21 protein-coding genes and 1 riboswitch are annotated in these 13,062 nt (G+C 70.4%); of the genes, 2 read left to right on the top strand and 19 right to left on the bottom strand.

What is annotated here, in order from left to right; translation table 11 throughout:
* The 6 genes from GGD82_RS20245 to GGD82_RS20220 all read right to left on the bottom strand — a co-directional run.
* Positions 1 to 81 (bottom strand): GTP-binding protein (locus GGD82_RS20245; RefSeq protein WP_184013336.1); only part of this gene is annotated, 81 nt, incomplete at its 3' end.
* 87 nt (positions 82 to 168) lie between these two features.
* A complete protein-coding gene (locus tag GGD82_RS20240) occupies positions 169 to 1,098 on the bottom strand; it encodes an ArgK/MeaB family GTPase (RefSeq protein ID WP_246164026.1) in 930 nt (309 codons plus the stop codon).
* An 86-nt stretch (positions 1,099 to 1,184) separates the two neighbouring features.
* Positions 1,185 to 2,483 (bottom strand): hypothetical protein, encoded by a 1,299-nt coding sequence (locus GGD82_RS20235; RefSeq protein ID WP_150064209.1) that lies wholly within the window; start codon positions 2,481 to 2,483, stop codon positions 1,185 to 1,187.
* A complete protein-coding gene (locus GGD82_RS20230; protein WP_150064208.1) occupies positions 2,480 to 2,812 on the bottom strand; it encodes a hypothetical protein in 333 nt (110 codons plus the stop codon). The genes GGD82_RS20235 and GGD82_RS20230 overlap by 4 nt, the downstream gene beginning before the upstream one ends.
* Before the next feature lie 193 nt (positions 2,813 to 3,005).
* Positions 3,006 to 3,224: riboswitch (cobalamin riboswitch) on the bottom strand.
* Between the two features lie 43 nt (positions 3,225 to 3,267).
* On the bottom strand, positions 3,268 to 4,179 hold the full coding sequence (prpB, locus tag GGD82_RS20225; RefSeq protein ID WP_150064207.1) for a methylisocitrate lyase: 912 nt from the start codon (positions 4,177 to 4,179) through the stop codon (positions 3,268 to 3,270).
* Positions 4,180 to 4,359: 180 nt separating this feature from the next.
* Positions 4,360 to 6,051: a phage tail tape measure protein gene (locus tag GGD82_RS20220; RefSeq protein WP_150064206.1), complete on the bottom strand. Its 1,692-nt coding sequence runs from the start codon at positions 6,049 to 6,051 to the stop codon at positions 4,360 to 4,362.
* Between the two features lie 100 nt (positions 6,052 to 6,151).
* On the opposite strand from GGD82_RS20220, the gene GGD82_RS20215 reads away from it, so the two are divergent.
* Positions 6,152 to 6,415, top strand: a complete 264-nt coding sequence (locus GGD82_RS20215; protein ID WP_150064205.1) for a BrnT family toxin — start codon at positions 6,152 to 6,154, stop codon at positions 6,413 to 6,415.
* Entirely contained in the window at positions 6,393 to 6,650 is a 258-nt protein-coding gene (locus GGD82_RS20210; protein ID WP_150064204.1) for a BrnA antitoxin family protein, read from the top strand. Before GGD82_RS20215 ends, GGD82_RS20210 begins: the two co-directional genes overlap by 23 nt.
* Here GGD82_RS20210 and GGD82_RS20205 read toward each other — a convergent pair.
* From GGD82_RS20205 to GGD82_RS20145, 13 genes are all read right to left on the bottom strand, one after another.
* Positions 6,647 to 6,757, bottom strand: coding sequence for a GpE family phage tail protein (locus GGD82_RS20205; RefSeq protein WP_150064203.1), 111 nt, complete (start codon positions 6,755 to 6,757; stop codon positions 6,647 to 6,649). The genes GGD82_RS20210 and GGD82_RS20205 overlap by 4 nt on opposite strands.
* Positions 6,758 to 6,780: 23 nt before the next feature.
* Positions 6,781 to 7,050, bottom strand: coding sequence for a phage tail assembly protein (locus tag GGD82_RS20200; protein ID WP_150064202.1), 270 nt, complete (start codon positions 7,048 to 7,050; stop codon positions 6,781 to 6,783).
* A 103-nt stretch (positions 7,051 to 7,153) separates the two neighbouring features.
* Positions 7,154 to 7,669 (bottom strand): phage major tail tube protein, encoded by a 516-nt coding sequence (locus GGD82_RS20195; RefSeq protein WP_150064201.1) that lies wholly within the window; start codon positions 7,667 to 7,669, stop codon positions 7,154 to 7,156.
* Complete coding sequence (locus GGD82_RS20190; RefSeq protein WP_211364855.1) at positions 7,669 to 8,400, bottom strand: phage tail sheath family protein; 732 nt, start codon at positions 8,398 to 8,400, stop codon at positions 7,669 to 7,671. Before GGD82_RS20190 ends, GGD82_RS20195 begins: the two co-directional genes overlap by 1 nt.
* A 2-nt stretch (positions 8,401 to 8,402) precedes the next feature.
* Positions 8,403 to 8,723, bottom strand: a complete 321-nt coding sequence (locus GGD82_RS20185) for a hypothetical protein (RefSeq protein ID WP_150064200.1) — start codon at positions 8,721 to 8,723, stop codon at positions 8,403 to 8,405.
* Positions 8,723 to 9,481 (bottom strand): phage tail protein, encoded by a 759-nt coding sequence (locus tag GGD82_RS20180; protein ID WP_150064199.1) that lies wholly within the window; start codon positions 9,479 to 9,481, stop codon positions 8,723 to 8,725. The genes GGD82_RS20185 and GGD82_RS20180 overlap by 1 nt, the downstream gene beginning before the upstream one ends.
* Positions 9,478 to 10,113 carry a phage tail protein I gene (locus GGD82_RS20175; protein WP_150064198.1) on the bottom strand — a complete coding sequence of 212 codons (636 nt, stop codon included), beginning with the start codon at positions 10,111 to 10,113 and terminating at the stop codon, positions 9,478 to 9,480. The genes GGD82_RS20180 and GGD82_RS20175 overlap by 4 nt, the downstream gene beginning before the upstream one ends.
* On the bottom strand, positions 10,106 to 11,002 hold the full coding sequence (locus GGD82_RS20170; RefSeq protein WP_150064197.1) for a baseplate assembly protein: 897 nt from the start codon (positions 11,000 to 11,002) through the stop codon (positions 10,106 to 10,108). Before GGD82_RS20170 ends, GGD82_RS20175 begins: the two co-directional genes overlap by 8 nt.
* Positions 10,999 to 11,343, bottom strand: coding sequence for a GPW/gp25 family protein (locus GGD82_RS20165; RefSeq protein WP_150064196.1), 345 nt, complete (start codon positions 11,341 to 11,343; stop codon positions 10,999 to 11,001). Before GGD82_RS20165 ends, GGD82_RS20170 begins: the two co-directional genes overlap by 4 nt.
* Positions 11,344 to 11,347: 4 nt before the next feature.
* Positions 11,348 to 11,641 (bottom strand): PAAR domain-containing protein, encoded by a 294-nt coding sequence (locus GGD82_RS20160; protein ID WP_150064195.1) that lies wholly within the window; start codon positions 11,639 to 11,641, stop codon positions 11,348 to 11,350.
* A 56-nt stretch (positions 11,642 to 11,697) separates the two neighbouring features.
* Complete coding sequence (locus tag GGD82_RS20155; RefSeq protein ID WP_150064194.1) at positions 11,698 to 12,174, bottom strand: phage baseplate assembly protein V; 477 nt, start codon at positions 12,172 to 12,174, stop codon at positions 11,698 to 11,700.
* Complete coding sequence (locus GGD82_RS20150; RefSeq protein ID WP_150064193.1) at positions 12,149 to 12,733, bottom strand: hypothetical protein; 585 nt, start codon at positions 12,731 to 12,733, stop codon at positions 12,149 to 12,151. Before GGD82_RS20150 ends, GGD82_RS20155 begins: the two co-directional genes overlap by 26 nt.
* Before the next feature lie 95 nt (positions 12,734 to 12,828).
* Positions 12,829 to 13,062 (bottom strand): head-tail joining protein (locus GGD82_RS20145; protein ID WP_184013335.1); only part of this gene is annotated, 234 nt, incomplete at its 5' end.

Raw genomic sequence — 13,062 nt, 5'->3', positions numbered from 1 at the left:
CAGATGGCGCACCAGGGTCGTCTTGCCGGCCCCGAGAAACCCGGTGATGACCGTGACGGGAATGGCTTTGGCGAAGGGCATGCTGCGGTCTCCTTCTCTGTGGTCGAGGCCCCCGCGTCTGGGTCCCGCGTATCAGTCCCACGTTCGGACCAAGCGGTCGGGGCCGGATTAGAGCGCGGGGCCGGTGGCGTGAGTCAAGCGTGCGGCGATGGTTCCATGACGGGCAAAGGGACACTCGCCGCGTGCTAGGGTCAGCGGTCCGGCCCGGCGCAAACCATCGCGACCGAAGCGCTCCCGGACGAAGTCCGCCAGCCACGCCTCCGCCTGCGTGTGACGGGTTCGGGCGCGCCGGTTGCCAACGTCCAGCCACGCCGCGTGGCGATCGATCGCGGCGCAGAGAGCATCCACCCCCTGATCGCGACCGGCCGCGACCTTGAGGATGGGCACGTCCCAGGAGTCCCAGTGCTCCGCCATGCCCAGGGCGCCGGCCACGTCGGCCCGCGCCCGCTCCGCCGCCTCGACCATATCGGCCTTGGTCACTGCCACGATATGGGGGATCTCGGCGATGCCCGCCTTCATGTATTGCAGGCTGTCGCCGGACCCGGGTTGGACGCAGAACACCACCGTATCGGTCACGGTGACGATTTCGGTTTCAGACTGGCCGACGCCCACGGATTCGATCAGCACAACGTCGTAGATGGCGCGCATGAGCACCATGGCGGCCGTCGTCAGCCCGGCGAGCCCGCCCAGATGATCGCGCGCGGCCATGGAGCGGACGAACACACCCTGGTCCTCAGGGTCGTTTTTCAGGCGGGTTCGGTCGCCCAGAAGCGCCCCGCCGGAGCGCCGCGACGACGGATCGACGGCGATGATGCCGACGCTCCGCCCCTCCCGCCGCCACGTCGCGATGAGGGCGTTGACCAGCGTGGACTTGCCGACCCCCGGCGGCCCGGTGATGCCGATGGCGTGAGCGCGCGGAGCCCGCCACGCCGCCGTCAGCAGGTCCGTGGTCAGCGCCCCGTCCGGGTTGCTTTCCATGTGGGCCAGCGCGCGGGCCAACGCCCCCTTGCCGCCCGCCCGAACGCCGTCGAGCGTCAGGGCGTCGAGCATCCCCTGTGCGGGGACGCTGTCGGAATCGCTCGACGGCATCCGGTTTCCCTCCCCTTTTGAGTCCGGCCTGCGGATCACGCCGCCTCGGCCTGACGCAGGCTGCGCGCGGCCGTGACGAGGGTCTCCAGGCTGGCCTTGACCTCGGGCCAGCCCCGGGTTTTCAGGCCGCAGTCCGGATTGACCCACAGATTTTCAGCGGGCAGCACATTGGAGGCCTTCTCCAGCAGGCGGCGCATGTCGTCCACCGGCGGCACGCGCGGCGAATGGATGTCCCACACCCCCGGGCCGATTTCGTTCGGGTAGTGGAAGCCGACAAAGGCGTCGAGCAGTTCCATGTCCGAGCGCGACGTCTCGATCGAGATCACGTCCGCATCAAGGGCGGCGATCGACGGCATGATGTCGTTGAACTCGCAGTAGCACATGTGGGTGTGGATCTGCGTGCCGTCGGCCACGCCGGACGACGCCAGCCGGAAGCTCTCCACCGCCCAGGCCAGATAGGCGTCCCAGTCGGTCGTACGCAGCGGCAGGCCCTCACGCAGCGCCGGCTCGTCGATCTGGATGATGCCGATGCCGGCGGCCTCCAGGTCCTGGACCTCGTCGCGGATGGCCAGGGCGATCTGGCGGCAGGTCTCAGACCGCGGCACGTCATCGCGCACAAACGACCAGTTCAGAATGGCCACCGCCGTGGTGTCGCCCAGCCCGCCGAAGTAGCTGGCGAGCATCAGGCTCGGCCCAACCTCGCTGAGCAGGCCGTACGCGCGCGTCAGGGCCTCGCGCTGCGCCGGCGTCAGGTCCAGCGCCAGGATCGGCTCGTCCATCTGCACCCACTCCGCCCCAGCGGCGGCAAGCCGGCCGAGCAGCTCCACGTAGACCGGCAGCACGGACTCCAGCAGCGACAGCGGATCGAAGTCCGCCTCCTTCGCCTTGCCCAGCGCCTTGGCCTCGGTGAACTCATCGACGGCCTTGGTGGTGGACAGGGCGAACCGCTGGCCGGGGTGCAGCTCCGGCACGATGTAGTGGTAGTTGGTGTCGAACCACTTGGTCATCTCCATGGCCGGCGCGGCGTCGGTGCCGCGCGCCATGGCGAACAGGGTGTTCAGTCCGACCGGACCGCCGCCGTGCCCGAAACGGGCGGGCACGGCGCCCAGGGCGGCGGTCATGTCCAGCACCTGATCATAAAACGAAAAGTCGTTGGACGGGATCACATCAATGCCGGCGTCCTTCTGCGCGGTCCAGTGTCGCGCCCGCAGGTCGGCGGCGATGCGAAGGAGAACGGCGTGATCCATCTGGCCCTTCCAGCACGCCTCAACGGCCTTCTTGAGTTCGCGATGGGCGCCGATGCGCGGAAAGCCGAGATTGGCGGATGACGTCATGACGGGGGGACCTCCATGGGTTCAGTGTCGTTGTCGGGTTCCGCGACCCGAGTGTGGGCGGCCACGTAGGCCAGCAGATCCAAAAGGCGGTGGTGAGCCGCCGGCATGGGGGTTGGGATGGTGGGCGCCAGCCGACGCAGCAGTGCGCGCGCGGCATCCGGCGGCGACACCGCGCGCGGCAGCGTCGCCAGCCACGCCACGACCAACGTGTCGGGGTCGGGCATGTTGGGGGCATGCGACGAGGGATCGGCGCTTCGCAGCACCGATTCGATCAGGCAACCGGGATCGTCCCAGGCGTCGTCCTGTGGTCGGGGTCGGATTGCCTCCACACGCCCGTCATCACATCCACGCGCGGCCGAGAGCGGCCGTACGGAGGTGCGCAGGGAGCGTTTCGGGTCCGGCCGCGACCAGGGGCGCGGCGGGCGCACGGCCTAGGCCGATCCGGCCCGGTGCGATCGCGGGGTCACAAACGGACTCTGAATCATGGAACGACCTCCACCGACTTCCCCGGTCGGTTCACAGGGGGGAGTGGGCGCGGCGGCAGGTCTCCTGGCTCGCGGGCGTGGGGCGGCTCGCCTTCCCGGGGATGGCTCTCGGCCGGGACCCCAGTGGCATGGAATGAGCACCCTTCACCGCTGACAGTTGCGGGGACAGCTCCGGACTTGCGGCCCATCGTAAACGGCGGCCGCGCACCGGATTCCCTTTTACCCCCTCGCGGGGACCGTCGCGCATGACGAACGAAAGCGTGCGATCCAAGCGGACCACATGTCAAGGCCGATCCGTTTTATTGAGACGCAGGCAGCACCGTCCGTACGATGGACTGGTCGAGCGCCTCGAACGCGGCCAGATCCAACAGGTCGTACAGCTCCGCCCGGGTCTGCATTTCGGGCCGCATCGCCTCGGTGGAGCCATCGCGGCGCAGGGTCTCGTACAGATGCGCCTGGGCGCCGTTCGCCACCCGCAGCGAGGACACCGGCCAGATGACCATGCGGTAGCCCATGGCCTCGAACTCCGCCGCCGTGAAGACCGGCGTGCGGCCGAACTCGGTCATGTTGGCCAGCAGCGGCACGCCGGGCAGGCGCTCAGCGAAGGCGCGGAACATGTCGGCGCTGGTCAGAGCCTCTGGGAAAATGGCATCCGCGCCGGCCTCCACGTACAGCCGCGCGCGCGCCACAGCGCCATCGAGCCCTTCGCTGGCGGCGGCGTCGGTGCGGGCGATCACGTACAGATGGCGGCGCGCCGTCACGGCGGCGGCGACCTTGGCGGCCATCTCGTGGGCGTCCACCAGGGCCTTGTCGTTCAGGTGGCCGCATTTCTTGGGCAGGCGCTGGTCCTCGATGTGCACGGCGCCGGCGCCGGCATCCTCAAAGGCCCGGACCATATGCATGACGTTAAGCGCCTCGCCGTAGCCGGTGTCCCCGTCCACCAGCACCGGCAGGCCCGACGCCCGCGCCACCTGACGGACGAAGAAACACGCCTCATCGACGGTGATGAGGCCCAGGTCGGGCAGCCCCATGGACGCGGTCATGGCGGCGCCGGACAGGTAAAGCGCCTCGAAGCCGGCGGCCCGGGCCTGCAAGCCCGCCATGCCGTTGTGGGCGCCTGGAACGCGGAGGATGCCGCCGCGCTCGACAAGAGCCCGGAAACGCGCCCCCGCGGGCTGGGTGGGGGCGTCGGCGCCGACAAGATAGGGCATGGATCAGGACCTTTCGGACTCGGAAGCAGGACGGCGGGTCTCCGCCGCCGTTGAAGGAGTCTGGGGCAAGGGCCCCGGATCCGAAGGATCCGACGGGAGGGCCCTTGCCCAGATCCGTCCGCGCCCACGGGGAACGAAGGCGGGACGAATGGGCGATGTGCGACGATATCCCTGTCGCGGTCAGGCCGCGCAGGAGGAGGCGCCCGGGTGGGAGCGGTCGCGAAGCGGCACGAACACCTGCTCCTCCGGACCGATGTACTCGGCGGCGCTCGGCCGCTCCGAGGAGGGGACGATGCCGTACCGCTCCGCCCGCGACGCCGCGGATTCAGGCCCCGCGGGCTCCGGGGCCGGCGCCTCGGGCTCCGCCGGGGTGCTGTCGCCCGAATCCTCAAACCCCAGCTGCTCCTTGACCCAACCGGGCAGCATGCCGGTCAGCTTCTGGACGGCTTGATCGAGCCACGCCCGGAACTTGTCCCATTTTGCCCGGACGCCGTCCCACAAGCCGGCGATGAAGTCGGCGCCGACGGCGTACAGGTCGATGCCGAACAGGTACTGGACCAGCCCGTCGATGGTATCGGCCAGGATCAGCACCGGGTTGAACGCGGCCAGCACGCTGATGATGCCGTTCAGGAACCCGTCCTCGAACGCCGCCGAAATGCCCGAGAACTTTTCGGTGAAGTAGGCCACGATGGCGTCCCAATTCTGATAGACCAGGTACGCCCCGGCAGCGATGGCCGCGATGATGGCCAGCACCGGGTTCATCAGCAGGATCGCGCCCAGTTTCATAAAGGCGCCGCCCACCTGCACGATGGACGCGATCAGCCCGCCGTTCAGGATCGCGATCAGGCCGATCAGGGCATTGTCCCAGCCGCCGATGGCCTGCACCACGGACTGGATGCGCTCCACGAACGCCGCGATGCCGGCCCGCACCGCCGGCCAGTCGATCGACCGGATCGCATCAGCGATGCGCTGGACCACGGCGGCGATACGCTGGGCGATCATCTCCCGGTTGGCGGCGATCCAGCCCGTGAGGGCGTCGATCACCGGCTGGATGCGGGGCAGCAGCTCACCGCCGATGACGTTGCCCAGACCCTCCATGACCTTCTGGAGGTTCGTCATGCTGTCCTGGAAGGCCTCGGCCTTGGCGGTGTCCTCCTCACTGAGGACGATCCCCAGCCGGCGGGCTTCCTCGCGTAGGGCGGCGATGCCGTCCGCGCCGGCCTCCGACAGGCGCGCCAGCTTGAGGCCGGATTCCCCGAACGCGGCGTTGCCCAGGATGGCCCGGCGGGTCTCGTCGTCCAGATCGCCCATGGCCTGGACGACCATCATGAAGGCCTCTTCGGTGCTGCCCGCGCCGGCCACCATGCGCCCGAACGACGGGTTGACCTTCTGCAGCAGGTCGTGGAGCGCACCGCCGCCGGCCTTCAGCTCCCCGAAGGTCTGGGAGAACGTCTTGAGCGAGTCCCGGAACTCGTCCTGGGTGACACCCTGGCGCTCGGCGGCATACTCCAGCTCCTGCAGAGCCTCGACGCCGACGCCCACCTGACGGGCGAACTTGCCGAGTTCATCCGCCCCTTCTGCATAGCGGGTGACCAAGTGCCCCAGGCCGGCAATGGAGGCCGCGCCGCCGATGGCGGTGAGCGGTCCCAGGATGCCGCTCAGGTGTCCGGCCAGCCCGGCGGCAGCGGTGCCCGCGTTGCGCAGCCCACCGGCGAGGCGCCCCAGGCCCGCCGCGTCGCCCAGCCGCCGCGCGGCGTCCCCGATCCGGCGCAGCGGACGGGTCATGCGGTCGACCGCCGCGTTGATGCGCTTGATCGGCGCGGTCACGCGATCAATCGCCCGGATCACGATGTTGGCTTCCGCTTCGGCCATGGGTGGGGCTCCGGAGTGTGGGGATCAGGGGGGTGAGCATATATTTTTGTATCTACGTAAATTCGTTGACGGCCCGAATAACTGTAGATACATTTAATCCATGGTCATCGTGTGGGACGAACCGAAGCGACTCTCGAACCTCGTCAAGCACGGGCTGGACTTCGCCGCTTTGACCCCTGACTTCTTCCTGGGGTCGTTGGTGGTTCCCGCGCACAGCGGGCGCTTCAAGGCCATGGGCCGGCTCGACGACGCCACGCTGGCCGTGGTGTTCGCGCGGTTGGGGCGGGACGGCCTTTCGGTGATCTCGATGCGGCCCGCCAGCCGAAAGGAGTGCAGGCTTTATGAGCAAGCGACCGAGTCCTGACCCCGAGAACCCGGAGTGGACGGAAGCGGACTTTGCCCGTGCCGTCCCGTTCGATCAGGCGTTTCCGGACCTTGCGGATAGCCTTCGGCGCGGCCGGGGGCGACCGCCCGTCGCGCACCCGAAGAAACAGGTCAGCCTGCGGCTCGATCAGGATGTGATTGACCGCTTCAAGTCCGATGGGCCGGGTTGGCAATCCCGGATCAACGACGCCCTGCGCAAAGTGGCCGGGCTTTAGGCGCGCGCCCGCTCCCGCGCCAGGGCGTGCCATTGGATCAGCTCTTCGGGGGGCATGGCGTCGAGGGCGTCGGGCGGCCAGTGGAACACGGCGGCGATGTCGGCCATGGCCGCCCGGCAGGCGGCGGGGCTCAGACCGCCGTCCCGGTAAAACCCGCGACCACCTCGCCGATGGTGGCCAGATCGCGGGCGTCGAGTTCGTCGACCTCGGCCGGGGTCAGGTCGGCCAGGGAGCCGATCAGCCACAGGGTCTTGTCCAGATCGCCGGAGCCGGCGCGGTCCATGCGGCGCAGGTCGCCGACCTTGGGCCGGCGCAGGGTGACGGTGGAGAGGGTGCGCCCGTCGACGGTGATGGGCACGGTCAGGGCCAACGTGGTTGGTTCGGTGGTCGGTTCGGACATAAGGGGTTCCTTCAAACACAGGATGCGCGGCACCAACCGGCCCGACCGGGCCGGCGCCCCGCATGGGGCGGAGGCGGGCCCCCAAGGGCCCGCCGATCCACTGTCAGAGACCAATCGCGTCGCGCAGGGCGGCGAGCTGGTCGGTGCCGTCGATGATGCGGACCATGTTCAGGACATCGATCTCGACCAGGGTGGCCCCGGCGATGGCGACCTTGTAGTAGGTGAGCGACCCGGCCACGGTCAGGGTGGTCAGCTCGCCCGGCTTCCAGGTGCCCAGGTCTAGCTCCCGGAACGTCCCGCGCAGGGTCAGCGCCACCGACTGCACGTCACTGCCTCCCTGGCGCGTCAGCCCGCCGCGCAGGGTCAGGGGCACGCCGTCGCGCCCCAGGACGCCGAACGAGCGGAACAGGTCCGCGTCCACGCCCGCGACCACAAAGCCGATCTCCAGCTTCTCCATGCCCAGGTCGATCTCGACCGGGGCGTCCAGGCCGCCCGACCGGTAATCGGCCGTCTTGATGGTCAGCTTGGGCAGCGTCACCTCGTCCAGCTGCCCGGCGTAGCCCTGCCCGTCCACGAACAGGTTCATCTTGTGCACGACGGTGGGAAGGCGCAGGGCCATCACAGGATCTCCTCAAGGTAATCCGCGACCAGATGCGAGCGGAACGTGATGTGCTCGGCCGGATACGGCGGGGTGAAGTCGAAGTTGAAGAACACCTTGCCGTCCGCGATGTTCATCGGGCTGTTCAGGTCGGGGTCGGGCCAGCAGCGCCCGCCCAGGATCGCGCCTTGCGCCTGCAGGGAGCGCAGATAGGCGTTCACGCCCTCCGCGACGTCCTCCAGGTACGTCTTGGTGATGTTGCGATCGACGGCCCACAGGTGCGCGCGCAGCAGCGAGTCCTGGATGATGTCCGCCGTCCGCCGCACGGACAGGAAGGCGAACAGCGGATCGTCCGAACAGGTGCGGTTGCCCCACAGCCTGTAGCCGTCCTCGCGGATGAGGGTGGCGACCTCGCGGGCGTTGAGCACGTTGGCCCGCGCACTGGCGTCGCCGAGGGCGAAGTCCACCGGCCGGGCGGTGCCGACGATGCCGTTGATCGTCTGGTTCGACGGCGACCACCAGAAGCCCCGGTCGTTGTCGATGCGGGCGATCAGGCCGGCGACGCGGGCGCTGGCGGGCTCGCTCACCATGGCGCCCTCGCGGGACACCCGCACCCACGGATCGATGACATAGACGCGGGCACTGCCCCAATCGCCCCGGTAGGCCATGGCGGCGGCATCGGTGGTGTTGGGACCGTCGGCCAGGATGTCCGGGCTCAGGCTTGCCCGGCTCTCGCTCAAGAATCGGCCCATGGTCAGGCGCTCCCCTCAAAGCCGTGAATGCGATAGGTGCAGGTGCCGGCGTCGTCGCGGACGATGACGCGCTCGCCCGGGCCGGCCACGATGCCGGAGCGTTCCAGGACCCCGCCGCCGGCCGGAACCACGGCGTCGTATTCGATCCAGTCGGCATCGGCGGGATTGGTGGTGGCCGTGACCGCGACACGCACGGTCGCGGGATCGCTGCCCCGGTTGACGACGGCGATGTTGAGCGTGGCGGCCGTATCGGCCGGCACGGTGTACACGGTGGTGTGGGTGTCGGCGGGCGGGGCCGCCGCCCCCAGGCGTCCGGATGCCATCAGAGCTGTCCCATGAAGAAGGTGAAGGCCCGACGGTCGGCGCGTTCGGCGGCCAGCCGGTCGGAGACATGCGCGGCCGTGCCGGCCGGTGTGGTGGCCCGGGTGACGTCTTCGCCCGCACGGGCCTCGGTGACGGTCGCCAACTCCACCAGCCCGGTGCGGGTGGTGGTCGCGGTGCGGGCCGACAGGGCGGCCGGTGTGACCGCGCGTTCGGCGTCGGCGCCGTCACGCACTTCCACGTCGGTCGCCAGTTCGACCAGCCCGGGCTCGGTCGTGGTGGCGTACCCGGGAAGCCGGTCCAGCACCCACGCCTGGGTCGCGAATTGCAGGCTGGCGTCGATCTTCAGGGTGATGTTCGCGGTCGACTCCACGACGGCCTGGATCTTCAGGGCCATGTCGTTCGAGGCGCCCTCGGCGATCACCGGCTTGTAGGTCTCCGGCCAGTTCGCCAGCAGGATCAAATCCCCGTCCGCGTCGAACGCGCCCACCTCCCGGATGAACCAGCCGCCGGTTTGCGGCGGGATCACCAACAGGGCCTCGAGCACGGCGGCATCGGCGTCGGTGCGGTGGATGCTGGCGGGCATGGAGCGGTAGACCTCGTGCACCAGAGCGGTGCGGTGCTCCGTCGGCGTGACGGGCGCCCCGCCGCCGTCGCCGACGGCCATGTGGGTGAGGTCGATGGTGGTGCCCAGGGCAAGCGCGTTGGCCAGCTTGGCGCCGCCCACGGTGGTGAGAAGGCCGTAGTACGCCTGGGTCATGGTGTGGGCGCCTCCCCGGCGCGAACGGTAATGGTCTCAACGGCGGTGGAGAGCACCGCCAGACGGAGGGGGCCGGAGACGCGGACCTCCGGCGGGGTCCAGGGGCCGACGGTGACGACGTCGCCCCCATGGCAGGCGGCGCCCAGGCGTAGCGCCGCGTCCACCCGCCCGACGGCGCGGATACCGGTCAGGTGCGAGCGGACGTTCTTCGCGGCGCGCGCCGTCCGTTCGATCTCGGCATAGGTCCGGTTGGTGACCGCGTGGCCCATCACGTCCACCTCAACCCGGAACGTGTAGGGGTCAGCCGGCGGATCATCTTCGGGCCACTCGACCAGCCGGGTGTCGTAGCCCAGGGACGCGAGCGCCCGCTTGACCGCGCCCACGGTGCCCTTGACCGCGTGGACGCTGTAGCTGTCGGCGATCACGCGGCGGCGGGTGGCTTCGGGCCACGCGTCGTCCCATTCGTCGACGGAGCACGCCCAGGCCAGCCACGGCAGCAGCGGTTCGGGACACGCCCAGGGATCCCAGAGCGAGCGGATCACCTCCGCCGGAACCGCGTCCAGGCGGGCGGTGGTGTCCTCCAGCGCGCGCTCCAGAGCGGTGGCGTTCGGCGGCAAAAGACGATCACACATCCGGCTCTCCCTCCGTCACGGAGACGCTCACACACCAGGGCGCTTCGGTCGGTCCCACCGCCACGGCGGCGGCGGGTTCGATCAGGTCGACGCGCTGCACCCCGGGCTGATGCAGCGCGGCGTACAGCGCGGACAGGGTCACGTCGTGGTCGAGGGCGTGCAGATCGGCCGCGACCCGCTCGGCGGCGGCGCGCGCGGCGGCGACCACCGGGGCGGCCGCCGGGCCGGGGTAGCAGTGGATCACGGCCTCCAGCCGCCACGGCACGATGGTCGCGGACTGCACGGTCACGGTATCGGTCAGGGGCCGGACGTCGTCCACCGACAGATGGGCGGTCACGGCGTCCAGCAGGTCCTCCGGCGCGGCGCCGTCGCCCGCGCGCGACAGCACGGTGACGCGCACCTGACCGGGCACCGGGCTGTCGATGCGGGCATCGCGCACCCGCCCGTCCGCCGCCAGGGTGTGATAGCGATAGGCGCCTTCGGACCCCGCCACGGTGAGCGATTCCATGGCCAGCTGGGCGCGGGCGCGCAGCTCGTCGTCCGGTTCCAGCACGGCCTCGGTCGGCGGGTCGGTGGTGGCGTCGGCCGGTACGATCACCCGGCGGGCCGTGGCCAGCAGGGCGGCCAGATGATCCAGGTCCGCCCCCGTGGCTTCGGCCAGCAGGACCGCGCGGGCGGCGTCGTTGACGCGGGCGCGCACCACCATCTCGCGGTAGGCGGCGACCTCCAGGACTTTGCTCACCGGTTCGCTCTCCAGGTCTGCGGAGAAGGCCGGATAGCGCGCGACGAAGTCGGCCTTGAGCGCGGCCAGGATGGTCTCGAAGTCCAGGGCCTCGACCACGTCGGGCGCGGTCAGGCGGGACAGGTCGATGCGGGGTTCGGCGGTCATGAGGACTCCAGAACAAGGCCGTCGAGGGTGACGGTCCGGCCATCGGGCCGGTACAGGCCGGTGAGCGACAGGGTGACGCGGCCCGGCTCCGCCGCCGTGATGGCCACGCGGCGCAGGGTCAGGCGCGGTTCCCATCGCCGCAGGGCCTGGGCGGCGGCGGCGTACAGGTCCATCGCAAGCGCGGGCGTCATGGGGGCGTCGATCAGCGCGGGCAGGCGCGAGCCGTAGTCCCGGCGCATGATCCGGGTGCCGATGCGGGTGGTCAGGATGTCGTGGACGGACTGGCGCAGGTGATCGAGGCCGGACAGCGCCCGGCCGCTGGCGTTGGACATGCCGCGCATGGGATCAGCCTCCGGCGAAGACGGTGGCGCTGCCCGTGGCGACCGACGAGCCACAGGCGACCGGATCGCCGATGCGCCCGAGTTGGCGGCCGTTGGCGAACACGGTGGCCGATCCGCTGGCGAGCACGCTGGCGTGGGTCTCAGGAATGGCGAGGCAGGTGTGCGGCGCCCAGGCGTCGCCCTCGCGATGCACGGCGATTCTGTTGGCGTAGACGTCGGGGCTGGCGCCGGTGCTGGGACGCGACGGCCAGCACCCGTGCCCGGTGCAGACGTCACCGCGCCGGGTTACGGCAGGCATGGATGCGGAGTCCTTATATATATAGGCGCGGCCCGGCGGAGCCCGCGACGACCGACTCAGTTCAGGTCGATGCGCGGGGCCTGGAGCCGGATCCCGTCGGCGTCGATCTCCAGGGACGAGGGGCCCACGGTCAGGCGGATGGCCCCGGCCGCGACCACATCCAGGGTGAAGGCGTGGGATTCGCGGTCATAGGCGACGGTCGAGCCGTCCGCGTACACGGTGCGGTCGAGGGTCGGCCGGCTCTCCGGGGCCGGATAGGCGTTCCGGTACACCGCGCCGATCACCACGCCTTGGGCCAGGTCTCCCGTCGGGGCCACAACCACCACCTGCTCGCCCACCTCCGGCGGGCACCACGTCACATGGTCGTGCGCCCGCGCGGTGACGAACGGCAGCCACCCGGTGGTGATCGCTCCGGCCGTGACCCGCACCCGGGCGCGGGCGTAGTCGGCGGCGGAGATCACCCCGAAGCGGACCACGTTCGCCACGCGCCGTTCCAGGTCGGTCAGGTCACGGTTCGGGGCCGCGCGTTCCATCGTTGGGCCTCACATCGGGCAAAAATGTCTCGGCCAGATCGACATAATCGGGCTCGTGCGGCGGGCCGATGTCCGGCGCCCAGGAGGCATAAACCCCGGCGGGCAGCGGCCCGTCGTCGCCGTCCGGCGGCACGGTGGCGTAGACCGCCGTGAAGGTCAGACGCAGGCCGGCGGTGGCCTGGGCGCCCTCGCCGTCATAATCGGCCTCGCTGGACTCCCAGGCGATGGACTGGACCGCTCCCCCAAGCGTCGGATCGGCGTCCAGGGCGGCCTCGACCTGCATGGACAGCCGGTCCACGGTGGCGTCGGCGGCCTCGCCCTGGGCGGCGACCTCCACCACCACGTCGAGGTGGCGCTGGATCACCCCGCCGCCCCGGTCGCGGTCGCGCCGGTCGCTCTGGGTGTAGACCAGGATGGCCGGCAGCAGGCGGGGCGCGAGCGGCGTGCAGCGCGAGGCGAACACCGTCCGGCCCGCGTCGGTCGCCGGGCGCGCGTCGTCCGCCCCGCGCAGCGCGGTGCGCACCGCGCAGCGGATGGTCTCTCTCGGTGTTAAAGCCACGGTGGCGTCCTCATGATGGAACCCGGCGCGACTGCGCCGGCGCCGCGCACGCGGCGGAGGCCGTTGGCCCGAAGGGCCATAGGCCGATAAAAAGATTACATCTCATGCAGATAAAGCCGGGCGTTGCCGGTGCCGTCGGGGACGGCTTCGGCGACGGTCCAGGCGGCGTCATCGAGGACGATCCGGTCGCCGGCCTCCGGCGCGACAAGGCAGTCGGCCAGCCGCAGCCACAGGCACGGCCGGCTGTCGGAGACGGGCACGCTGGTGCCCGCCTCCACGGCCTGGGGAGGACGGTCGAAGATGGCGACGATCTCCTGCGGCGGGCCGTA

The sequence above is a fragment of the Roseospira marina genome, assembly GCF_014197855.1.
Taxonomy (GTDB): domain Bacteria; phylum Pseudomonadota; class Alphaproteobacteria; order Rhodospirillales; family Rhodospirillaceae; genus Rhodospira; species Rhodospira marina.
The sequence above is the reverse complement of the archived record's forward strand: the minus strand, read 5'-3'. Positions and strand labels throughout refer to the sequence as shown.

What these genes read in the sequence shown, in the direction of transcription:
- GGD82_RS20175 (WP_150064198.1), bottom strand. Translation starts at nt 10,113, where the DNA reads ATGTGTGATCGTCTTTTGCCGCCGAACGCCACCGCTCTGGAGCGCGCG.
- GGD82_RS20170 (WP_150064197.1), bottom strand. Translation starts at nt 11,002, where the DNA reads ATGACCGCCGAACCCCGCATCGACCTGTCCCGCCTGACCGCGCCCGAC.
- GGD82_RS20195 (WP_150064201.1), bottom strand. Translation starts at nt 7,669, where the DNA reads ATGGCCCTGCGCCTTCCCACCGTCGTGCACAAGATGAACCTGTTCGTG.
- prpB (WP_150064207.1), bottom strand. Translation starts at nt 4,179, where the DNA reads ATGCCCTATCTTGTCGGCGCCGACGCCCCCACCCAGCCCGCGGGGGCG.
- GGD82_RS20165 (WP_150064196.1), bottom strand. Translation starts at nt 11,343, where the DNA reads ATGCGCGGCATGTCCAACGCCAGCGGCCGGGCGCTGTCCGGCCTCGAT.
- GGD82_RS20180 (WP_150064199.1), bottom strand. Translation starts at nt 9,481, where the DNA reads ATGACCCAGGCGTACTACGGCCTTCTCACCACCGTGGGCGGCGCCAAG.
- GGD82_RS20210 (WP_150064204.1), top strand. Translation starts at nt 6,393, where the DNA reads ATGAGCAAGCGACCGAGTCCTGACCCCGAGAACCCGGAGTGGACGGAA.
- GGD82_RS20220 (WP_150064206.1), bottom strand. Translation starts at nt 6,051, where the DNA reads ATGGCCGAAGCGGAAGCCAACATCGTGATCCGGGCGATTGATCGCGTG.
- GGD82_RS20190 (WP_211364855.1), bottom strand. Translation starts at nt 8,400, where the DNA reads ATGGGCCGATTCTTGAGCGAGAGCCGGGCAAGCCTGAGCCCGGACATC.
- GGD82_RS20200 (WP_150064202.1), bottom strand. Translation starts at nt 7,050, where the DNA reads ATGTCCGAACCGACCACCGAACCAACCACGTTGGCCCTGACCGTGCCC.
- GGD82_RS20155 (WP_150064194.1), bottom strand. Translation starts at nt 12,174, where the DNA reads ATGGAACGCGCGGCCCCGAACCGTGACCTGACCGACCTGGAACGGCGC.
- GGD82_RS20160 (WP_150064195.1), bottom strand. Translation starts at nt 11,641, where the DNA reads ATGCCTGCCGTAACCCGGCGCGGTGACGTCTGCACCGGGCACGGGTGC.
- GGD82_RS20205 (WP_150064203.1), bottom strand. Translation starts at nt 6,757, where the DNA reads ATGGCCGACATCGCCGCCGTGTTCCACTGGCCGCCCGACGCCCTCGAC.
- GGD82_RS20215 (WP_150064205.1), top strand. Translation starts at nt 6,152, where the DNA reads ATGGTCATCGTGTGGGACGAACCGAAGCGACTCTCGAACCTCGTCAAG.
- GGD82_RS20185 (WP_150064200.1), bottom strand. Translation starts at nt 8,723, where the DNA reads ATGGCATCCGGACGCCTGGGGGCGGCGGCCCCGCCCGCCGACACCCAC.
- GGD82_RS20235 (WP_150064209.1), bottom strand. Translation starts at nt 2,483, where the DNA reads ATGACGTCATCCGCCAATCTCGGCTTTCCGCGCATCGGCGCCCATCGC.